The 21,040-nt window shown below is 71.9% G+C and carries 17 protein-coding genes; 7 read left to right on the top strand and 10 right to left on the bottom strand.

The features are described from left to right. Positions 1 to 16: 16 nt before the first annotated feature. From ABD286_RS12385 to ABD286_RS12365, 5 genes are all read right to left on the bottom strand, one after another. Positions 17 to 2,026, bottom strand: a complete 2,010-nt coding sequence (locus ABD286_RS12385; RefSeq protein WP_344193852.1) for a HelD family protein — start codon at positions 2,024 to 2,026, stop codon at positions 17 to 19. A gap of 126 nt (positions 2,027 to 2,152) precedes the next feature. Next, positions 2,153 to 3,751: a S1C family serine protease gene (locus ABD286_RS12380; RefSeq protein WP_344193850.1), complete on the bottom strand. Its 1,599-nt coding sequence runs from the start codon at positions 3,749 to 3,751 to the stop codon at positions 2,153 to 2,155. A gap of 52 nt (positions 3,752 to 3,803) precedes the next feature. Then, positions 3,804 to 5,291, bottom strand: coding sequence for a sensor histidine kinase (locus ABD286_RS12375; protein ID WP_344193848.1), 1,488 nt, complete (start codon positions 5,289 to 5,291; stop codon positions 3,804 to 3,806). Continuing rightward, on the bottom strand, positions 5,292 to 5,996 hold the full coding sequence (locus tag ABD286_RS12370) for a response regulator transcription factor (protein WP_344193846.1): 705 nt from the start codon (positions 5,994 to 5,996) through the stop codon (positions 5,292 to 5,294). An 82-nt stretch (positions 5,997 to 6,078) separates the two neighbouring features. Beyond that, positions 6,079 to 6,837 (bottom strand): FadR/GntR family transcriptional regulator, encoded by a 759-nt coding sequence (locus ABD286_RS12365; RefSeq protein ID WP_344193844.1) that lies wholly within the window; start codon positions 6,835 to 6,837, stop codon positions 6,079 to 6,081. 99 nt (positions 6,838 to 6,936) lie between these two features. On the opposite strand from ABD286_RS12365, the gene ABD286_RS12360 reads away from it, so the two are divergent. The 3 genes from ABD286_RS12360 (at position 6,937) to ABD286_RS12350 (ending at position 10,293) form a co-directional block, all read left to right on the top strand. Beyond that, positions 6,937 to 7,872 (top strand): proline iminopeptidase-family hydrolase, encoded by a 936-nt coding sequence (locus tag ABD286_RS12360; protein WP_344193842.1) that lies wholly within the window; start codon positions 6,937 to 6,939, stop codon positions 7,870 to 7,872. 85 nt (positions 7,873 to 7,957) lie between these two features. Further along, on the top strand, positions 7,958 to 9,358 hold the full coding sequence (locus tag ABD286_RS12355) for an APC family permease (RefSeq protein ID WP_344193840.1): 1,401 nt from the start codon (positions 7,958 to 7,960) through the stop codon (positions 9,356 to 9,358). Then, entirely contained in the window at positions 9,355 to 10,293 is a 939-nt protein-coding gene (locus ABD286_RS12350; protein WP_344193838.1) for an acetamidase/formamidase family protein, read from the top strand. The genes ABD286_RS12355 and ABD286_RS12350 overlap by 4 nt, the downstream gene beginning before the upstream one ends. A 103-nt stretch (positions 10,294 to 10,396) precedes the next feature. On the opposite strand, the gene ABD286_RS12345 is transcribed toward ABD286_RS12350, so the two are convergent. The 3 genes from ABD286_RS12345 to ABD286_RS12335 all read right to left on the bottom strand — a co-directional run bounded on the left by ABD286_RS12345 (position 10,397) and on the right by ABD286_RS12335 (position 13,799). Further along, a complete protein-coding gene (locus tag ABD286_RS12345) occupies positions 10,397 to 11,269 on the bottom strand; it encodes a M23 family metallopeptidase (RefSeq protein WP_344193836.1) in 873 nt (290 codons plus the stop codon). A 215-nt stretch (positions 11,270 to 11,484) separates the two neighbouring features. Beyond that, positions 11,485 to 13,134, bottom strand: a complete 1,650-nt coding sequence (locus ABD286_RS12340) for a DNA repair helicase XPB (protein WP_344193834.1) — start codon at positions 13,132 to 13,134, stop codon at positions 11,485 to 11,487. After that, positions 13,131 to 13,799, bottom strand: a complete 669-nt coding sequence (locus ABD286_RS12335; protein WP_344193832.1) for a hypothetical protein — start codon at positions 13,797 to 13,799, stop codon at positions 13,131 to 13,133. The genes ABD286_RS12340 and ABD286_RS12335 overlap by 4 nt, the downstream gene beginning before the upstream one ends. Positions 13,800 to 13,900: 101 nt before the next feature. Between ABD286_RS12335 and ABD286_RS12330 the strand changes: the two genes are divergently transcribed. After that, entirely contained in the window at positions 13,901 to 14,842 is a 942-nt protein-coding gene (locus ABD286_RS12330; protein WP_344193830.1) for a hydroxymethylglutaryl-CoA lyase, read from the top strand. Positions 14,843 to 14,868: 26 nt separating this feature from the next. Here ABD286_RS12330 and ABD286_RS12325 read toward each other — a convergent pair whose 3' ends face one another. Next, the gene (locus ABD286_RS12325; RefSeq protein WP_344193828.1) at positions 14,869 to 17,157 is read right to left on the bottom strand and encodes a helicase-associated domain-containing protein; all 2,289 of its coding nucleotides are present in this window, start codon (positions 17,155 to 17,157) and stop codon (positions 14,869 to 14,871) included. A gap of 134 nt (positions 17,158 to 17,291) precedes the next feature. Between ABD286_RS12325 and ABD286_RS12320 the strand changes: the two genes are divergently transcribed. Beyond that, positions 17,292 to 18,038 carry a hypothetical protein gene (locus tag ABD286_RS12320; RefSeq protein WP_344193826.1) on the top strand — a complete coding sequence of 249 codons (747 nt, stop codon included), beginning with the start codon at positions 17,292 to 17,294 and terminating at the stop codon, positions 18,036 to 18,038. A 99-nt stretch (positions 18,039 to 18,137) separates the two neighbouring features. Further along, the gene (locus ABD286_RS12315; RefSeq protein ID WP_344193824.1) at positions 18,138 to 19,067 is read left to right on the top strand and encodes an aldose 1-epimerase family protein; all 930 of its coding nucleotides are present in this window, start codon (positions 18,138 to 18,140) and stop codon (positions 19,065 to 19,067) included. Here the strand turns inward: ABD286_RS12315 and ABD286_RS12310 are convergent, their stop codons facing one another. Further along, positions 19,068 to 20,495 carry an MFS transporter gene (locus ABD286_RS12310; protein ID WP_344193822.1) on the bottom strand — a complete coding sequence of 476 codons (1,428 nt, stop codon included), beginning with the start codon at positions 20,493 to 20,495 and terminating at the stop codon, positions 19,068 to 19,070. A gap of 147 nt (positions 20,496 to 20,642) precedes the next feature. Between ABD286_RS12310 and ABD286_RS12305 the strand changes: the two genes are divergently transcribed. After that, the gene (locus ABD286_RS12305; protein ID WP_344193820.1) at positions 20,643 to 21,038 is read left to right on the top strand and encodes a cold-shock protein; all 396 of its coding nucleotides are present in this window, start codon (positions 20,643 to 20,645) and stop codon (positions 21,036 to 21,038) included. Positions 21,039 to 21,040 lie beyond the last annotated feature (2 nt).

Here is a 21,040-nt window from a genome sequence, read left to right as displayed (position 1 = left end):
ATGATGGGCTGCGTCGTCAGGGGGTGAGGGCGTCCGGCAAAGGCTCGGCGTGCACGACGGTCAGGGCCGACACGGCGCGGGTGAGCACGACGTAGAGGCGGCGCAGCCCGGTCCGATCGTCGGGCTCGGCGGCGGCGATGGCCGACGGCTCGAGGACGAGGACCCGGTCGAACTCGAGGCCCTTGGCGACCGTGGCCGGCACGACATCGACCTGGTGGTCGATGTCACCGTGGTCCTGGCCGAGGACGCCGTGCTCGATCCCGTTGGCCTGCAACGACTTCGACACGTCGTCGACCCAGGCGTCCGGCACGATGACACCGATGGAACCGGGCTCCTCGACCTCACGGGCCACCACCCGTGCTGTCGCGGCGAGCAGCTCGTCGGGCTGGACGGGGAGCACGTCGAGCCGACCGGGGTTGTCACGGACGGACACGGGAGCCCCGAGCCCGGCGGCCATGTGCGGAAGGAGCTGCGCGGCATACTCGATCACGCTGGCGGGCACACGGAAGCCGCGGTCGAGGACCTCGATGTGGCTGCCGGGCTTGCCGAGGTGGGCCAGGGACTCCTCCCAGGAGTTGGTCGCCCACGGGGTCGTGCCCTGCGCGATGTCGCCGAGGACGGTCGCGGCGCCCGTCGAGCAGCGCCGACCGACGGCGCGCAGCTGCATGGGGGAGAGGTCCTGCGCCTCGTCGAGCACCACGTGACCCAGCGAAGGAGTCCGCGCGATGTGGTCGGCGAGCTCGTCGAGAAGGACGGTATCCGGGCGCGACCACCGGGCAGATCCTTTGCTGCGTGGGGGACTCGGCCACACGAGAAGTGCCTGCTCGTCGGGGGTGAGGTGGTCCTGCGCGTGCCGGGCGAGCTCGTCGGCGTCGGAGAGGAGGGAGTAGAGGACGGCCTTGGCGTCGAGTGCCGGCCAGAGGGAGGCGACGTACTTCTTGACGATGGTGCTGCGCGCCACGGTGTCCTGGACGCGGTCGTCCGGGGAGTCGCCGGCCTGCTCCATCTGCAGCAGCACCGCGTGGGCGAGCCGCTGCGGCAGCATCTGTCGGGCGGCGTCGTACCGGACCCCACGGGTACGCAGCTCGTCGAGGATGTCGTTGACCTCGTAGGCGGGGACGCGCCACTTGCGGACGCCGCGGGGGACGACGAGGGCCTCGGTGGCGGGCCGGACCTGCGACCAGACGGCGGCGCGCAGCACCTCGGCGAGCCGCGCGTCCCCCTTGAGGACGGCGGTCGCGGTGGAGTCGGTCCCTCGGACGGGGACGGAGGCGACCAGCTCCTCGATCGTCGTGTGGCCGACGGCGACCTCGCCGAGGGCCGGCAGGACGGCGCCGATGTGCTCGAGGAAGGCGCGGTTCGGGCCGATGACGAGGACCCCCGAGCGGGCGAGCTTGTCGCGGAACGCGTAGAGCAGCCACGCCGCTCGGTGCAGGCCGACCGCGGTCTTGCCGGTGCCCGGGGCGCCCTGGACGCAGATCGTCTGCTCGGCACCGGCACGGACGATCTCGTCCTGCTCGGGCTGGATGGTGGCGACGATGTCGCGCATCGGGCCGACACGCGGACGTTCGATCTCCTCGGCGAGGATCTGGCTGCGGACCTCGTGCTCGGCCCGGTCCTGGAGGTGCTCGTCCTCGTAGGCCGTGATCGCACCTCGGTCCAGGCCGAACCGGCGCCGCAGCACCACGCCCATCGGCTCGTTCCGCGAGGCGCGGTAGAACGCCGTCGACATCCCCGCGCGCCAGTCGATGACGAGGGGGTCGCCCCGCTCGTCGGCGACGTGACGCCGTCCGACGTACCACCGTTCGTCGCTGTCGGTGTCGATCCTGCCGAAGAACAACGTCGTCGACGGGTCGTCCTGCAGCGACGCCGCCCGCAGGTGCAGCGTGCGGGCCAGGTGCTCGGCCGAGATCGGGTCGTGGGCCTGCACCTTGAGGGCCAGCGTCTGCTCCCGCATCCGGGCCAGGGCCGCTCGCGCGGTGCTGAGGTGGTCCTGCTCTCGCTTCAGTTCAGGGGCAGCAGACACAAGGGTCCACTGTGCCACCCGAGCGCCCGTCGGTCGAACGACTTCCAGGGGGGGGGCCGGCACGGCAGTCGGGGGCAGGAGGGTGAGTGGTGGCTCACCTCCTGCCCCCGACCCGGGGACGACCGGTTACTGGGTGGCTGCGGCCTTGGCCACCAGGGTCGCGGTCAGCTCGAGCTGCTTGCCGTCGCGCAGGACGGTGAGGGCGACCTTGTCGCCGACGCCGCGCTCCCGGATGTTGGCGACCAGCGCCAGGGCCGAGTCGACCCGCTCGCCGTCGACGGCGACCACCACGTCGCCCTTCTGCAGGCCCGCCTGCGCAGCAGGGGTGTTGGCCGACAGCTCGGAGACCTGGGCCCCGGCCCGCTGGCTCGAGCCGTCGGAGGCCGTGCCGTCGGACAGGCTGACCCCGAGGAAGGCGTGCTCGGCGCTGCCCTTGTCGATGAGCTGGGTGGCGATCGACTTGGCCTCGTTGGCCGGGATCGCGAACCCGATGCCGATGCTGCCGCTCTGGCTGCTGCCGCTGGACGAGCCGAGGCTCGCGATGGCGGAGTTGATGCCGATGAGCTGGCCCGAGGCGTTGACGAGCGCGCCGCCGGAGTTGCCCGGGTTGATCGCCGCGGAGGTCTGGATGGCGTTGGTCACGACGTCATCACCCCCGGACTGCGTCGACGGGGCCTGTCCCTGCCCGAAGGGGTTCTGCTGCTGGCTGTTGTCGTCCTCGGCCGCCGTGGTGACGGGGCGGTTGAGGGCGCTGACGATGCCGGTGGTCACCGTGCCGGCGAGGCCGAGCGGGTTGCCGATCGCCATGACCGGGTCACCCACCTTGATGTCGTCGGAGTTGCCGATGGCGATGGGGGTGAGGTTGCTCGGCGGGTCGGTCAGGGTGATGACGGCCAGGTCGGTGCTCGGGTCGGTGCCCGCGACGGTGGCGGCGTAGGTGCGGCCGTCGTTGAGGGTGACGGTGAGCTTGGCGTTCTGGCCGGCGCCGGCGACGACGTGGTTGTTGGTGAGGATGTGGCCCTTGTCGTCGATCACGACACCGGAGCCCTGTCCCTCACCCGAGCCGGAGGCCACCGTGATCGACACGACGCTCGGGGAGACCGCCGCGGCCGTGGCCGTCCAGTTGGGGTTCGTCGCATCCGCCTGCACGACCGGCGCGGCGTCTGCGCCGCGGCCCAGGGTCGACGAGGACGCAGTGGAGGAGGTCTGCGCCTCGTCGGTGAGCTGGGCCGCGGCGTAGGTGCCACCACTCGCGAGGAGGGCGGCGAGCACCGCGACGGCGGTGAGTTCCGTCCAGCGGCGCCGATTGCCCGGCTGGGCGGGCTCTGCACCGTCCCGCGTGAACGCGGGAGGGGGCGGCCCAGCCGGTGGCTGTGCGATCGGGGGGTATGCGGCGTGGTCGCCGCTGGGGTACATCCCGAAGGCGTTGGTCCCGGCAGTGGTCCCGGCAGTGGTGCCCACAGTGGTCCCGGTAGGGGTGCCATGGTCACGGGTGTCGCGGGCGAACGACTGGGTCTGGCCGTACCAGACCGGTGCCGTGTCGTCGGGCCGGGCGAAGGGCTCGGAGGGGGCGCTCGACGGCTGCTGCGCCTCGGTGATCGGCGGCTGCTGCGCCTCGGTGATCGGCGGCTGCTGCATCGGGGCCAGCGGCGGCTGGGGCTGCTGGGGAGGCTGGCCGCCCTCACCGGTGGGGCCCGGCTGGGTGTCCTGGTGGATCTGGGTCATGGCTCTCGCACTCCTTGGTGTGGCTTGGTGACCTCAGTCAACACACCCGAGGTCAAGGAGTACTGGGCGCCGGCTGGGAGTTTCCTGTGGGCAGCTGGACGACGAACGTGGCCCCTCCACCGGGGGTGGGGGCGACCCCGATCCGACCGTCGTGACCGGCCACGATGGCTGCGGCGATGGCGAGGCCGAGGCCGTTGCCGCCACCGCTGCCGCGACCGCGCGACGGGTCGGCGCGGAAGAAGCGCTCGAAGACCTTCTTCGCCTGCTCGGGGTCGACACCGGGGCCGTGGTCGCGGACCTCGACGACGGCCAGGCCGTCGGACCGGCGGATGCCGACCGCTATCTCGACCGGGGAGCCCGGCGGGGTGTGGTTGAGGGCGTTCGAAAGGAGGTTGGCCAGCAGCTGGCGCAGCTTGGCGTCGTCACCCGGGACGGTCGTGGGCGCCAGGGGCCCGTCGAGGCCGGTCACCGTGATGGCCCGACCGGTGTCGATGGCGCGCGCATCCTGCGCCGCGTCGGCGGCGAGCACGATGAGGTCGACGTCGGCGATGCGCAACGGACGCTGGTCGTCGAGCCGCGCCAGCATGAGCAGGTCCTCGACGAGGCCACCCATGCGCCCCGCCTCTCCCTCGATGCGGGACATCGCGCTGGCCACGTCGGCCGGCTCACGGACCGCGCCCTGGCGGTACAGCTCGGCGTACCCACGCACCGCGGCGAGAGGCGTGCGCAGCTCGTGGGAGGCGTCGGCGACGAACTGGCGCATCCGCTCCTCGGACTGCTCGCGTTGGGCGAAGGACTGCTCGATCTGGGCGAGCATGACGTTGAGCGAGCGCGACAACGACGTCACCTCGTCCTTGGCCGTCCGCGTCGGGATGCGGCGGGTGAGGTCTCCTGCCGCGATCGCGGACGCGGTGTCCTCGATCTGGCGCAGCGGGCGGAAGGCGCGGTGCACGGCATACCAACCACCGCCGGCGCACGCGAGGAGCACGCCGAGCCCGATGAGGAGCTCGACGAGGACGAGCTTGCTGACGGTCCGGTCGACGGTGCGCAGCGGCACCGCCACGACGACGACGGCCTGGCTGCCGCGCAGGGTGCCGGCGATCGCCCGCCACTTGAGCTCGCCCTCCTGCGACCGGATGGTGAAGGGGTCTCCGGTGCGGACCTGCGGGCTGTCGACGGTGAGCTCCGGGATGGCCGGGTGCATCGACTCGCCGATGGGGTTCGCGGCGATGGGTTCGCGGCCGTCGTTGGGCAGGATGACGAAGGCGTAGCCGTTGGGGATGCCCTCGCTGATGGCGCTGCCCAGGTCGTTGAAGGCCTGCTTGGCGACGGGTTCGGCGGCGAGCCGCAGCTGCTGGTCGACCCGGCCCACGAGGTCGCGGCGCATGAGCACGGCGGTCGCCGACGCGGTGAGGGTGAGCGCCAGCAGGAGCAGGACGAGCATGACCGCGATGAGCCGCAGCCGCAGGGGCAGCGCCTCGAGGCGGCGCGAGGCTCGAGCCAGGACCCGCTGGTGCGCGGGCGATCTCGTCTCGGTCACCTACGCCTCCGGCGGCTTGCGCAGCACGTAGCCCACGCCGCGCTTGGTGTGGATCAGTGCGGGCAGCCCGTCGGTGTCGATCTTGCGGCGCAGGTAGGAGATGTAGGACTCGACGATGCCGCTCTCGCCGCGGAAGTCGTAGTCCCAGACGTGGTCGAGGATCTGGGCCTTGGACAGCACGCGGTTGGGGTTGAGCATGAGGTAGCGAAGGAGCTTGAACTCGGTGGGGGACACGTCGATCGAGCGCGTCCCGCGGCGCACCTCGTGCGAGTCCTCGTCGAGCTCGAGGTCCTCGAACCGCAACGCCGACGACTCGTCGACCTCGCCGCGGGTCCGGCGCAGCACGGCGCGGATGCGGGCCACGACCTCTTCGAGGCTGAACGGCTTCGTGACGTAGTCGTCCCCACCGACGGTGAGGCCCTTGATCTTGTCGTCGAGGGAGTCGCGCGCGGTGACGAACACGATGGGCAGCTGGCGTCCGGTGTCGCGCAGCTTGCGGGTCACGGTGAACCCGTCCATGTCGGGGAGCATCACGTCGAGGACGACCAGGTCGGGCTCGTGCGCGGTGGCCAGGTTGAGGGCGGTGGCTCCGTCGGCGGCGGTGTGCACCTCGAACCCCGCGAAGCGCAACGACGTGGCGAGCAGCTCGCGAATGTTGGGTTCGTCCTCGACGACGAGCAGGCGGGCTTCCGGTTCGGCGTTCACGTCACCCAGTGTCCGGGCAGAGTCTGGGAGTTGCCTGTATGCCGACTGGGCGCGTCCGCGTGGTGCTCCACGGACGTGGTGCTCAGGTGGAGCGCGCGACGGCCTTGCGCAGACCGGCCTGCATGGACTCGAGGGTGAGCGAGAAGTGCGCATGCGCGCAACGGCCGGCCCCGTCCGCGTCACCGAGGACGACGTGCCGGATCAGCTCGGCGTGCTCGGCGCGCGCCTGGGCGAGGAACTCCGGGGAGTAGGGCTCGGCGCCGAACCCGAGCGTCGCAGCGGCGGTGAGGCGGGCGCTGAGCAGGCTGAGGTGCGGGTTGCGGGCCGCTGCGGTGATCAGCCCGTGGATCCGGTGGTCGATCGCGCGGGCCTCGATCATCCCCTCGACCTGCTCGAACTCGGCGAGGGCGGAGTGCAGCTCGGCGACGTCCTCGGCGGTGCGGCGCTCTGCGGCGGTGCGCGCGATCATGCCCTCGACCAGGCAGCGGTAGTCGAACAGGTCGCGCAGCCGGGGCAGCTCCACCTCGAGGGTGCGTCGGGCCACGTCCGGCGCGACCTCTCCCCAGTCCACCGTCGAGACGAAGGTGCCGCCGCCGCGTCCCCGCCGGGTCTCCACGAGCCCCAGCTCGGACACCTGTCGCAGGGCTTCCCGCAGGGTCACGCGTGAGACGCCGAGCGACGCGGCCAGCTCCCGCTCCGGCGGGAGCCGCTCGCCGGGGGAGTAGGCGCCGACGGCGATCGCGGTGACGAGCCGGTCGGCGAGCGAGGCGGTCATGCTCACGCGCAGCGGGTCAAGGCCCCCACCGGTACCGCTTTCCAGGTGCTCTGCGCCGTCGCTCACGCCGGGGAGTCTACGGCCGCCGTCTCATCGTCCACTCAAAGGTATTGTCACCAGACCATTTCTGCGGTTGAGTGGCGCGGTCATCGAGAAGGAGAGCCCGTGACCCCGTCAGCACCACCCGCCATACCCGCTCCGAGCCGGACCGGCACCGTCCCGTTCCGGGGGCACGAGACGTGGTTCCGCGTCACCGGTGACCCGGACGCCCTGCGCCCCGATGCCTCGCAGGCGCCGCTCGTGGTCCTGCACGGCGGGCCGGGAGTGGCCCACGACTACACGCTCGCCATGACGGCGCTCGCCGGCGACGGGCGGGCCGTCGTCCACTACGACCAGCTCGGCTGCGGCAGGAGCACCCACCTTCCGGACGCGGACCCCGACTTCTGGACGGTCGACCTGTTCGTCGAGGAGCTGAGGACGGTCGTGGACCACCTCGGCATCGGTGACCGGTTCCACCTCCTCGGCCAGTCCTGGGGCGGGATGCTCGGCAGCGAGGTGCTGCTCGCGGACCCGCACGGGATCGCGAGCCTGAGCATCTGCGACAGCCCGGCGTCGATGCCGTTGTGGCTCGAGGCCGCGGGGACCCTGCGTTCGCGGCTCCCCGAGGAGGTGCAGGCCACCTTGCTGCGGCACGAGGAGGCGGGCACCACCGACAGCGCGGAGTATGCCGCGGCGATGCAGGTCTTCTACGACCGGCACGTGTGCCGCGTGGTCCCGAACCCGCCGGAGGTGACCGCGTCCTTCGCCCAGCTCGAGGCAGACCCGACGGTCTACCACACGATGAACGGCCCCTCGGAGTTCCACGTCATCGGGTCCCTCAAGGACTGGAGCGTCGTGGACCGCCTGCCCGGCATCGCGGTGCCGACGCTCGTGGTGAGCGGGGCGCACGACGAGGCGATGCCGCTGGTGTGGGAGCCCTTCGTCCAGCGCATCCCGGACGCCCGCTCGCACGTCTTCGCCGAGTCCAGCCACATGCCGCACGTCGAGGAGCCCGAGTGGTTCACCGCCATCGTCGGTGCCTTCCTGCGTGAGAACGACTGAGCCCCAGCCGGATTCGTCGCTTCATCTCGCCCAGCACCACCCTGTCCGTTCCCCTCCCCATCCCTTCCCCCCACGAGGAGCTGTCGTGAGCAGCACGCACAACACCGAGCTCGCCGAGTTGGGCTACCGGCAGGAGCTCAACCGCACCCTGTCCACCACCGACCTGATCATCTACGGCCTCGTCTTCATGGTGCCCATCGCACCGTGGGCGATCTTCGGGGTGGTCTACAACGAGTCGAAGGGCATGGTGCCCCTCGTCTACCTGATCGGGCTCGTCGCGATGATCTTCACGGCGATGTCGTACGCCCAGATGTCGCAGGCCTTCCCGATCGCCGGTTCGGTGTACTCGTACGTCGGCCGTGGCCTCAACCCCAAGCTCGGCTTCCTCGCCGGCTGGACCATCCTGCTCGACTACCTGCTCGTGCCGACGCTGCTCTACGTCTTTGCCGCCGAGTCGATGGCCGGCATCTTCCCGGACATCCCGAAGCAGCTGTGGATCGTGCTCTTCCTGGTGGTCAACACCGGCGTCAACTACATCGGCATCTCGTTCACCGCCATCGTCAACCGCCTGTTCCTCGCGGCCGAGCTGCTGTTCATCGTCATCTTCATCGTCATGGCGGTCACCGCCATCTCCCGTGGGACCAACGGCGCCCAGTTCACCACCGCGCCGCTGTTCGACTCCGGCGACTTCACGCCCGGCCTCGTGGGGACGGCCCTGTCGATCGCCGTGCTGAGCTTCCTCGGGTTCGACGGCATCGCCACCCTGAGCGAGGAGGCCAAGGGTGGTCGCAAGGCTGCCGGCACGGCCATGGTCGTCGGCCTGCTGCTCGTGGCGTTCTTCTTCGTCTCCCAGACGTGGCTCGCCGCGATGCTCGTCCCCGACACCCAGCAGTTCGGTGACGACGAGGTCAACAACGCCTTCTTCGGGATCGTCGAGCAGGTCAGCAACCACGGGTGGCAGGTGGCCTTCCTCGCCATGAACGCCCTCGCGGTCGGCATCGCCAACGCCGTCGCCGCCCAGAGCGCGACGTCCCGGCTGTTGTTCTCGATGAGCCGCGACGGGCGGCTGCCCGGCTTCCTCGCCCACATCAACACCCGCACCCGGGTGCCCGAGCGCGCCATCCTGCTCGTCGGCGGGCTGACGCTGGTCACCGGACTGTTCTTCGTCGGTCAGGTGGGCCTGATCGCGTCGCTGGTGAACTTCGGTGCGCTGACGAGCTTCATGCTGCTGCACGTGTCCGTGGTCTCCTGGTATGCCGTGCGGAAGCGCTCGCGGAACGTGTTCCTGCACTGGGTGTCACCGGTGATCGGGTTCCTCGTGATCGGCTACGTCCTGTGGAACGCCGAGGCGGCCGCGAAGATCGGCGGCCTCGTGTGGCTGGCCATCGGCTGCGTCGTGCTGGCCTGGTACACGACCCACGACCGTGGCATCCGTCCGGAGCACGCGGCGACGGGAGAGCGTGCGGCGGCAGGGGAGCGCGCATGAGCGAGCACCTGCTGACGAAGGACCAGGGGCGGCCGGGGCTGTCGGCCTCGGACGAGCCGGTGCTGCGGGTGACCGCCGGGGCCGGCGACCGCATCACCTTCGAGACCGACGACGCGGCCTACGCCCAGATGGAGGAGCTGCGGGACCTGGCGAAGGTCACCGCACCGCTGAACCCCGTCACCGGCCCGGTGTTCGTCGAGGGGGCCGAGCCCGGCGACGCGCTCGCCGTCACCATCGAGGACATCACCTTCGGCGACTTCGGCTGGTCGGTCTACATCCCCGGCGCCGGGGCCCTGGCGGGGCCGATGGGCGAGGAGTGGTTCGTCCGGCGGATCCCGTTGCGAGACGGGCGGGTCCAGCTGACCGAGGACCTGGACTGCGCGGCCGCACCCATGGTCGGGTGCGTCATGGTAGCCCCCGCCGACGGCGACCTGTCGACGGTCATGCCGAGCTACCCGACCGGCGGCAACATGGACCTCACCGACGCTGCTTCCGGCTCGACGGTCTACCTCCCCGTGCAGGTGCCTGGCGCGCTGCTGTCCCTCGGCGACCTGCACGCGGTGATGAGCCGAGGTGAGTCCTCGTTCGTCGCCATCGAGGCGGCTGGTCGCGTCACCGTGACCGTCGACGTGGTCAAGGGGCTGGGCGCCGGGATGCGGGCGCCGCGCGTCGACACCGGTGCCGAGCTGGTGTGCGTCGGCCTGGGCGACCCGGTCCAGGACTCCATCGACATGGCCTACGAGTCGCTGTTCTCCGTCCTCGTCGACGAGCGGGGTGTCTCGCGCGAGGACGCCTACGTCGTCATGAGCGCCCTGGCCCACACCGAGCTCGGCGGCCCCACGGGGTCGGTCGGCCCGGACCCGCTGCACCCGTTCCGTCCCGTCGGTGCGGTCACCCTCGCACGGATCAGCCACGAGGTCCTCGACGCCCTCTGAGGTCCTGGCACTCCGGTCGCCGCAGCGCGCCATAGGTGACGCAGCGGCGCCCTCCCGTCGCAGGGAGGGCGCCGCTTTCGTCGTGGTGCCGCAGGGTCGTCCGTCAGCCGCAGTGCTCGAACGGGCTGGTGTAGCTGGCGGCGCTCGTCGAGCCGCCCCACTTCACGCACTTGCCGGCAGCGGACTTCTTGACCGGACCCGCGTAGTAGCCGTAGGACCCGGCGTCGGTGCTGCGGCTGCCGCCCTTGACCTCGAGGAAGGCGCTGACCCGGGTCTTCTTCCCGATGTTGGTCGTCTTCATCGTGGCCACGCAGTTCTTGCCGGCGGCGGAGTTGTAGGTCAGGTAGATCGTGGCGCCCTTGATGGCCTTGCGGTCGATGACCGTGTAGCCGGTGCCGCAGGCGTCCTTGATGGTCTGCGGGTTGGTGGGTGTGCCGCTGCCGCCTCCGCAGTTCTTCGAGGTGTACGCCTTCGTCGTGTAGTACGCGACGGTCGCCCCGTTGAACTTCACGCTGATGTCGTTGCCGTTGAGGCGCTGCTCGAAGTGCAGGTGCGGGCCGGTGGAGCCGCCCGTCGAGCCGACGGTGCCGAGCTTCTGGCCGGCCTTGACCGCCTGGCCGGTGCTGACCGACTGGGTGGACAGGTGGGCGTAGCGCGTCGTGTAGCCACCGCCGTGGTTGACCTCGACCCAGCGGCCGTAGGACGTGCTGCCCTCGTTGGCGACCCGGCTGACCGTGCCACCGGCCGACGCGACGACGGTGTCGCCGATGTCGTTGGGGCGGTTGAAGTCCACCGAACGGTTCGGCGAGTGGTTGGAGCGCGTCGAGCCGTCCCAGGTCTGGCCGCACGGGAACGGCATCTGGAAGTTCGGCGCGGCGCTTGCGGACGTCGCGGCCACCGTCGTGGTGATCGCGCCGGCGGCGAGCAGGCCTCCGACGGCGAGCGTGGAGATGAGCTTGGTCTTGGTGGTCTTCACGTGGTTCCCCCTGGACAGGTGATCTGCGGCGCCCGGTGCGCCGACGAGGGGAAACCTAGGCAGCGGGGGTCCAGTGGGTCGATGGGGAGAGCTCCCCACCGAGCGTGCCGTGCCGCCAGTGCGAGACGCGAGTTCTGTTGCGCGACACAGGTATTCAGCCTGCTCGGGTCAGGCGCGGTGCGACCGGGGGAGTCCTCCCCTCCGCGCAGGACGGCTCAGGCGGGGTCGTCGCCGAGGTCGTCGGCGTCGACGATCCGGTAGGCGTAGCCCTGCTCGGCCAGGAAGCGCTGGCGGTGCGCGGCGAACTCGGCGTCGACGGTGTCGCGCGACACCACGGAGTAGAAGTGCGCCGTGCGACCGTCGCCCTTGGGTCGCAGCACCCGACCGAGGCGCTGCGCCTCCTCCTGCCGGGAGCCGAAGGTGCCACTGACCTGGATGGCGACGCTGGCCTCGGGCAGGTCGATCGAGAAGTTGGCGACCTTGGACACCACGAGCAGGTCGATGTCCCCGACGCGGAACGCCTGGAAGAGCTTCTGCCGTTCGGCGACCGAGGTCTCACCGGTGATGACGTCGGCACCGAGCCGCTGGGACAGCTCGTCGAGCTGGTCGAGGTACTGGCCGATGACGAGGGTGGGCTCGCCGCGGTGCTGCGCGACGATCTTCTCGACCACGGGGATCTTCACCGGGCTGCACGAGGCGAGGCGGTAGCGGTCCTCGGGCTCCGCGACGGCATACGCGAGGCGCTCGCTGTCGGGCAGGGTGACCCGCACCTCCACGCAGTCGGCCGGGGCGATGTAGCCCTGAGCCTCGATGTCCTTCCACGGGGCGTCGTAGCGCTTGGGGCCGATGAGGGAGAAGACATCGGCCTCGCGGCCGTCCTCGCGCACGAGCGTGGCGGTGAGGCCGAGGCGACGGCGGGCCTGGAGGTCGGCGGTCATGCGGAAGATCGGCGCAGGCAGCAGGTGGACCTCGTCGTAGACGATGAGGCCCCAGTCGCGCGCGTCGAGGAGGTCGAGGTGCGTGTAGACGCCCTTCCGCCGCGTCGTGAGCACCTGGTAGGTCGCGATGGTGACCGGGCGGATCTCCTTCCGGGCACCGGAGTACTCGCCGATCTCCTCCTCGGTGAGGCTGGTGCGCTTGATGAGCTCGTCGCGCCACTGCCGGGCCGAGACGGTGTTCGTCACGAGGATGAGGGTGGTCGCCTTGGCCTGGGCCATCGCCCCGGCGCCGACGAGCGTCTTGCCCGCGCCGCAGGGAAGGACGACCACGCCGGAGCCGCCGTGCCAGAAGCCGTCGACAGCCTGCTGCTGGTAGGGCCGCATCGACCAGCCGGCGTTGTCGAGGTCGATGCGGTGGGCCTCGCCGTCGACGTAGCCCGCCTCGTCCTCGGCGGGCCAGCCGACCTTGAGCAGCTCCTGCTTGAGGTGACCGCGCTCGGAGGGGTGTACGAGCACGCGGTCCGCGTCGATCCGCTCACCCATGAGCGGCTTGATCTTCTTGTGCCGCAACACCTCTTCGAGCACCGGACGGTCCGTCGTGCGCAGCAGCAGGCCGTGCTCCGGGTCCTTCTCCAGCGTGAGCCGGCCGTAGCGGTCCATGGTGTCGGCGACGTCCACCAGCAGGGCGTGCGGCACGGCGTACCGGCTGAACGTGATGAGGGCGTTGACCACCTGCTCGGCGTCGTGGCCGGCTGCGCGGGCGTTCCACAGCCCCAGCGGCGTGACGCGGTAGGTGTGGATGTGCTCCGGCGCGCGCTCCAGCTCGGCGAACGGCGCGATCGCCCGTCGTGCCTCCTCGGCACGCGGGTGGTCGACCTCGAGCAGGAGCGTCTTGTCGCTCTGGACGATCAGGGGCCCGTCGGTCACGGGCTGGTCGACCCACCCACGGCAGCGAGGGAGAACAGGGCGACGAAGCCCAGGACGACGAGCAGCACCGTGACACCGAGGGCGATCCAGCCCCACCGGGTCCACTTGCCCATCTCGGACGCCTGGTCCTTCTTGGTCACCGCGATGATGGCGAAGACGAGGGCGGGGATGCCGACGCCGCAGCCACCGATGGTGAGCAGGCCGGACACGATGAGCAGCGCGATGGTGTTGCCGCTCAGGGACCCACCGGGGTTGCCGTACGCCGGCGCCTGGCCGTACGCGGGCTGGCCGTACGCGGGGGCCTGGCCGTAGCCGGGCGGCGGCGGGGTGCCGGGGGCGCCGCCCTGGGCGACCTCGGACTGGCTCGGGTAGGCCGCGCCTGCGGGGGGAGCGGCGTACGGGTTCTGCGGCGCGTTGCCGGCAGGCGGGGTTGCATACGGGTTCTGCGGGGCCGAGCCCGCACCGGGCGGGGGCGGCGGCGGGGGGAACGACGACGAGGACGGGACCTGCTGGGTGTCACCGCCGGTCGGCAGCTGCTCGGTGCGCTCGGGCGTGCCGGAGGACGACGGCGGGCCGTAGGACGGCGCCTCGCTGGGAGCCGTGGGGTCGCGGTAGACGTCGTCTCCGCGGTCCTCGGTGCTGTCGTTCCTGGGGGTGTCGCTCATGCGAAGTCCTTCAGCCGGTCCGGTACCTGCGCCAAATCTAACGTGCGCGGTGCCGCGCCGTGGCCGGCAGGCGGCAATCCGGGCAGTGGCAGGATCAGGGGGTGACCACCGGACTGCCCCAGCTCGAGCCCGCCAGCGACCTGCCGGACGCCGTGACCATCTACGAGGTGGGTCCCCGCGACGGGCTGCAGAACGAGAAGACCGTCGTGCCCGCGGAGGTGAAGGCAGAGTTCGTCCGCCGGCTCGCGGCCGCCGGACTGGGGACGATCGAGACGACGTCGTTCGTCCCGGCGGCCTGGGTCCCGCAGCTCGCGGACGCCACCGAGGTCCTCGACCTCCTCGGCGACGAGGGGCTCGGCTCGCGGCGGCCGGCCCTCGTCCCCAACGAGCGCGGCCTCGACCGTGCCCTCGAGGCCGGCGTCGGGGCGGTCGCGATCTTCGGCAGCGCCACCGAGACCTTCGCCCGCAAGAACCTCAACCGCACGGTCGCCGAGTCGATCGACATGTTCGCGCCCGTCGTGGACCGGGCCCGCACCTCCGGGCTGTGGGTCCGCGCGTACCTGTCCATGTGCTTCGGCGACCCATGGGAGGGCCCGGTGCCGGTCGACCAGGTGGCCGACGTGGCGGTGCGGCTCATGGACCTCGGCGCCGACCAGCTCTCCCTCGGCGACACCATCGGGGTGGGCACGACCGGCCACGTGAGCCGGCTGCTCGATGCGCTGGAGGCCCGCGGCATACCCGCCGACCGGATCGGGGTGCACTTCCACGACACGTACGGGCAGGCGCTCGCCAACACGATGACGGCGCTGCGCCACGGCGTGACCGTCGTCGACGCCTCGACCGGTGGGCTCGGCGGCTGCCCCTATGCCAAGAGCGCCACCGGCAACCTCGCGACCGAGGACCTCGTCTGGGCCCTCGACGGTGCGGGGGTGCGCACGGGGGTCGACCTGGCCGCGCTCGTCGAGACCAGCACGTGGATGGCCGACCAGCTCGGTCGTCCGTCGCCGTCGCGTGTGGTCAAGGCCCTTGCCGGGAACGACTGACGCCGGACCGCGGCCGGTCGCTGGCGTCAGCCGACGGCGGCGCCGGTCACGCGATGGATCGACAGGGTCCGGCTCACACCCTCGGCGGTGCCGTGGACCCGCCCGCCCTCGACCCGCTCGGGGTAGAAGAGCAGTCGCTGGACCCGGCCGTCGGCCTCGGAGTACCCGAGCCAGACCGCCTGCCGGTCCGCGGCGGCGTCGCGCAGCACGGCCAGCGTCGTGGTCGGGTCGGTGCTCGGCAGGCTGGGTCCGGGGCGGGTGGCCACCTGTTCCCTCTGGTAGTCAGCCGCCTGCTCCCCGGCGCGGAGCGCACCGACGAGGGTGGTGACGAGCTCGTCGTCCACACCGGAGGCGGTGACGGGGGAGGTGCGCCGCTGGAGGGGGGTGCGGTGCCGGCCCGCCTGCGGGACGACGATGCCCCCGTCGGGGGTCTCGGCAGCCGGCGCGAAACCGTTCTCCCGCAGGAAGTCCACGACCGTCTCGGCCGCGACGGGGGACACCAGGACGGTCGGGGCGATGCTGCGCAGCTGGAGGGGGGAGAGCTCGCGCTCGGCGAGCATGGCGCCGAGGGTCGTCTCGTCGTCGCAGCGGATGTAGGCACGCATCGCGCCCACCCGGGCCTGTCCGTGGCGGCGGGCGACGTCGCGGACGAGGTAGTCCAGGGGCTGGGGGACCGGCGTGTGGCTGGCGTCGCTGAGGGCCACCACGACCTGATCGACCGACCAGCCGGCGTCGAGCGCGCGGCGGACCGAGTCGGGCGTGAAGCGGTAGACCGTTGCCCCGCCTCGGGATTCGACGTCTGCGACGAGCCGCATGAAGGTGGCGAGGCCCCCGGCCAGCGGCCCCGGCGCGATGGCGGTGAGGTCGGCCTGGAGCAGGACGTGCTCGACGGGGTCGGGCAGGTGCGGCTGCATGGCTGCCGCGAGGGCAGACTCGTCACGCCCCTCGAGCAGTGCCCGGCCGGCGCTGGACAGCGCTCCTCGGCCGGTGACGCCCAGCCACTCGGCCTCGCGCAGCACCGCCGTGATGACGACGTCGAGGGTGCCGGGCACCCGGCGCGGACGGCGCCAGCGCAGGGCGTCGGCGACAGAGCCCTGGGTGGGGGCCAGTCCGGTCGGCGCGGTGGAGAGCTGGTCGAGGACGTCACGGCGCAGGCTCCGTGCCGGCGGCCAGTGCGCCTCCGGGCCGAGGGCGTTGACCGTGCCGGACGCCCCGGCCGGAGTGGTCCCGACGAGGTGGGGTGCGCGGGTCGTGAGCAGCCACGCCCGCGCCACCACGGCCCAGCGCTGGTCGCCCGGCTGCTGCTGCCACTCGTCGTACGCCGGGGTCGGTGCCCACGACGGGTCGAGGGACCCGTCGTCCGCGAGGAGGCCCGCGGCATACGCGAGCTCCACGACGAACGCGGCACGCGCCTCGTCGACGTCGAGGACCGAGCCGATCCGCTTGAGGTCGCGCACCGCGAGCCCGCCGGAGCGCAGCACGCGGGGAGGGCGCAGGCCCCACTCGGCCGCGAGCTCGTCGACGAGCGCGAGGAGGTCGGTGACCTGCTGGCCCGCGGCGGCGTCGATGGCCTCGAGGGGACGTTCCTGGCCCTCGAGGTCCGGTGCGGTGAGGACGGTCGCACGATGGCTTCGACCACCGCGCAGTGCGAGGGCGACCTCACGCGGGAGGGCGATCTGGTCGACGCCGACAGAGCGGACGAGGTGGTGCTCGAGCAGCCACCGGGCACCTTCCGCGACCCGGTCGGGGGTGCCGGCGGGCAGGACCGCGACGGGCGGACCCCAGGTGAGGCGGTCGAGGATGGCCCGGGCCGCGGGCGGGGCCTGCTCCACGACGGTGGCGATCTCCGCCGGGGTCGCTGCCGCAGCGGCACCGGGGAGGTCGACGGCGCGGGGGCCGAGGCCCGCGGGGTGGACCAGCACCTCGCCGACCGTGCGCACGACGCGCGCGCCCTCGGGGCTGCGCCACAGCAGGGCCGACGACCACAGGTCGTCCAGCAGCGGCGTGACCTCGGACGTCCGGGCGCCGAGGAGCGTGGCGACGTCCGTGGGCTCGACGGGCGACGTCGTCGTCTCGGGAGCAGCGAGCGCGGCCTCGAGGACCTGGAGGTGGGCGAGGTCGAGCGAGTCGACGGCCCGCTGGACGCTGGCCCGGGTGCTGGCCCGGGCGGCCAGCGCCGACAGGTCGGCGGGGGCGGGACGGGCGAGGTCCTGACGGCGGTGCAGCAGGTCGCTCAGCTCGCTGTCGGTGCGCCCCCGGACGTCGTCGGCCATCGACCGGACGGTCACGGGCTCGGGTCGGGACTTGGGGGGCACCGCACCACGGTAGTCGGCTGCCGTGGTCGGGCGTACCGCACGGCCACCGGGCGGTCGCTGGCGAACGGGTTGTCCGGAAGCGACCGCGGTCCACAGGTTGGAGGTCGATACTGGGAGCAGCGAGAGGAGCCGCCATGTCGGAGCCCACCGGACCCACCGATCCCACCCGTCCGTTGCCTGCCGGCCAGCCGACCGAGCCGGTGCCGGCTGCTTCGACGCCCACGGCTGCGGCGCCCAAGCAGCCCAACCTCTGGCGTCAGGCGACCTCGACGACCGGCGGGACGATCGCGGCCATCGTCGCCTCGGTGCTCACCCTGCTGCTCGTCGTCGGCGTCCTCGGGCTCGGGGCCGCCGCCGTCGTGCGCACCGTCGCCGGTCACGACGACCGTGGCGAACGGATGGGGCAGATGCGCGGCGACCGCGACGAGGACGACCTGCCGCCCGGACAGCAGCGGCGCCTCGAGAACGGCCCGATGGGTCAGCTGCCCGGCAACGGCAACGGCAACGGCAACGGGAACGGCAACGACAAGGCCAAGGGCAACGACAAGGCCAACGGCAACGGCAACGGCGGCATGGGCGGCTTCGGCATGGGGCCGATGATGGGTGGTGTCGGGGCTCTCGGGGACGTCCAGCACGGTGAGTTCACGACCCAGGACTCCACCGGGAAGTCGGTGGTCATGACCGTGCAGCGCGGCACCGTGACAGCGGCGAGCGACACCTCGGTGAGCGTCAGGAGCGTCGACGGCTTCAGCGCCACGTATGCCGTCGACGACAGCACGCGGGGCCGTGCCGGCGACGTCGCCAAGGACGACACGGTCCTGGTCGTCGCGCAGAAGGTCGGCGCCAAGGCCGTGGCCATCCGCGCGGTCCGCCGCTCCTGACGCATGGGGGACGGACGAGTCCCCGCCCTCTGTCCGTCGACTTCGCGGGCTCCCGCGGGCTGCCCAGCGCACCCCTGCCATGGCCAGTAGCGTGAGCGCGTGAGCACCCCACCCAGCGGCGAGCAGTGGACCCTCCGGCACGGCCGTCAGGAGGCCACCGTCGTCGAGGTGGGCGGCGGCCTGAGGACCTACACGGTCGACGGCGTGGACGTCGTCGCCGGGTACGCCGAGGACGAGTTCTGCCTCGCCGGCCGTGGCCAGGTGCTGATGCCCTGGCCGAACCGCATCCGGGGCGGGCAGTACTCCTTCGACGGGGTCGACCACCAGCTCGCCCTCACCGAGATCCCGCTGTCCAACTCCAACCACGGGCTCGTCCGATGGCTCCCGTGGCAGCTGCACTGGCACGACGACGACTGGTCGGCCCTGACCGTGCGGACCCGGCTGCACCCCTCACCCGGCTGGGACTGGACGCTCGACCTCAGCGTCAACTACGTCCTGGACGACGATGGCCTCACCGTCAGCGCGCACGCTGCCAACGTGGGGGACGCCCCCGCCCCGTTCGGGTATGGCGCGCATCCGTACGTCGCGCTGAACGAGACCCGCCTCGCCGACGTCGAGCTCACCATCCCCGCGGCTCGTGAGGTCGTCGTCGACGAGCAGATGATCCCGACCGCCACCGAGGCCGTGCGGCCCGAGATGGACTTCCGCAGCAACCGGGCTCTGGGCACCACGAGCCTCGACACGGCATACACGGCCCTGGACCGGACCGGGCGCGATGGTGCGTGGGAGGTCGTCGTCGGGGGGCTCGCCACGGGCGAGGTGGGGGTCTGGGGCGACGCGGCGCTGGAGTGGGTGCAGGTGTTCACCGCCAAGGGTGCCGACACCGGGGTCAAGGGGACCCGCGGTGTCGCGGTCGAACCGATGTCCTGCCCGAGCAACGCCTTCAACTCCGGGGACGGCCTCGTCGTCCTCGAGCCCGGCCAGTCGTGGTCGGGCACGTGGGGGATCACCCCGAGCCAGCTCGCCTGACTACGACCGGGCGGCGCGGGACCCGACCACCGGTGACTCGGCCCCCCTGGTCTCAGCGGCCTTGGTCTCAGTGGCCTTGGTCTCAGCCGCGCTGGCCACGCCGTCGCCGGGGCCCGCGCCGGCCGGCTCGGCGCTCGGGACGACCGGCTCGGCCTCGAGGCCGTTGACCCCTGCGGGGATCCGGCGCTCGACGACGAGGGCCAGCAGGGCCATTGCCCCACAGATGACCACGAGCATGGCGATGAACGCCGTCGACCAGCGGTGGTTGAGCATGAACCCGGCCACGACCGGGCCGAGGATGGTGCCGGACTGGAACGCTCCCGCGCTGACGGCGTTGTACCGGCCGCGAAGGTGGTCCGGGGCCATGTCGTTGGTGATGGCAGGGATGGTCGGCTGGAGCAGGGTCTCGCCGAGCGCGAAGAGCGCGTGGAACGCCAGCACCCCGCCGGCGGCGACGAGGGTGCCCGGGGCGAAACGGGTGAGCCCGAGCATGACCCAGGCCGCCGCCCACAGTCCCGCCATGACGAGCAGCACGCGGGTGCGGCGCCGACCGGTGATGCGGTGCAGGACGGCGAACTGCAGACCCACGATCACCGCGGTGTTGAGCGCGAAGGCGAAGCCGATGACCTCCGTCGGCACCTCGCTGACCTGGCGGGCGAACGCAGGGAACCCGGCCTCCATCTGGCCGTACCCCACGAACGTGCCGAGGAAGGTGAGCACGGTCATCCAGACGACTGCGGGCTGCCGGACGATCTCGAGGTACGAGCCGCCGGCACCCTCGGTGCCCTCGGGCTTCTCGGCCCGGCCGTGGACGTGGCGCAGCGGCCCCAGCAGCAGGGCGATGGGCACGAGCATGCTCGCGGCGTCGGCCAGGAAGATCACCGTGAAGGACGACGGGTTGTCGACGTCGGCGTAGAGCCCGCCGATGACACCACCGAGGCCGATGCCGAGGTTGACCAGGGCGAAGTTGATGCCGAAGTACTGCTGACGCGCAGGACCGGTCGTCACGGCTGCCACGAGGGCGTTGAACGCCGGCCAGGACACGCCGAAGTTGAACCCCAGGAACATGAAGGCCAGCGCCACCGTCCACGGCGTCGTGGCGAAGGCCAGGATGACGCAGCCCACGAGCTGGGCGCTCGTGGCGAACAGCAGCATCCGGCGCGCGCCGACCTTGTCCGTCAGCGCACCGCCGGGCCCCGTCACGGCGAGCGCGACCACGGCGATGAACGCCATCAGCGCGCCGGCGAGGTCGAGGGAGATGCCGCGGACCTCGTTGAGGTAGATCACGGTGAACGGCAGGGTCAGACCGCGGCCCAGCGTCTGGACCGCCACCGTCGACAGCAGCCAGCGACCCTCGGTCGACAGGTCGCCCCAGAACTGGCGCACGCCCTGCTTCGGGGTCGACGGGGACTGCTCGGACTCACTCACCCGGACATCCTCCCCCAGCCCACCGACAGTCCTGAACCGGTTTTCCGGGAGGCGACCGCGCGGCATACCGGGAAAGGATTTGGCACCACCCGATAGCCTTGCGATGCGCACAGAGCGCACCCAAACTTTCGATGTAGAGGTGGACCAGTGCCCACTGGCAAGGTCAAGTGGTACGACGCGGAGAAGGGCTTCGGCTTCATCTCCGGCGACGACGGCAGCGACGTGTTCCTCCACGCGAACGCCCTGCCCGACGGCGCGAGCACGCTCAAGGGCGGTGTCCGCGTCGAGTTCAGCGTGGCCGAGGGGCGTCGCGGGACGCAGGCGCTCCAGGTGTCCCTGCTCGAGCCGGCGCCGAGCGTCACCGCCGGCAAGCGTGAGCAGAACCGCAAGTCCCCCGAGGACCTCGCGCCGCTCGTCGAGGACGCCATCAAGCTGCTCGACAGCACCAGCAACTCCCTGCGTCGGGGCCGCCGCCTCGACAAGGAGCACGGCACCAAGGTCGCCGCGGTCCTGCGCTTTCTCGCCGACCAGCTGGAGCCGTGAGC

The organism is Pedococcus aerophilus (genome assembly GCF_039532215.1).
Taxonomy (GTDB): domain Bacteria; phylum Actinomycetota; class Actinomycetes; order Actinomycetales; family Dermatophilaceae; genus Pedococcus; species Pedococcus aerophilus.
Note: the sequence above shows the minus strand (reverse complement) of the source record. Positions and strands in the feature narration are given on the sequence as shown.

Bases quoted from the DNA above. Each gene is read 5' to 3' on its own strand.
- ABD286_RS12335 (WP_344193832.1), bottom strand. From the start codon at position 13,799: ATGAGCGACACCCCCAGGAACGACAGCACCGAGGACCGCGGAGACGAC.
- ABD286_RS12350 (WP_344193838.1), top strand. From the start codon at position 9,355: ATGAGCGAGCACCTGCTGACGAAGGACCAGGGGCGGCCGGGGCTGTCG.
- ABD286_RS12320 (WP_344193826.1), top strand. From the start codon at position 17,292: ATGTCGGAGCCCACCGGACCCACCGATCCCACCCGTCCGTTGCCTGCC.
- ABD286_RS12380 (WP_344193850.1), bottom strand. From the start codon at position 3,751: ATGACCCAGATCCACCAGGACACCCAGCCGGGCCCCACCGGTGAGGGC.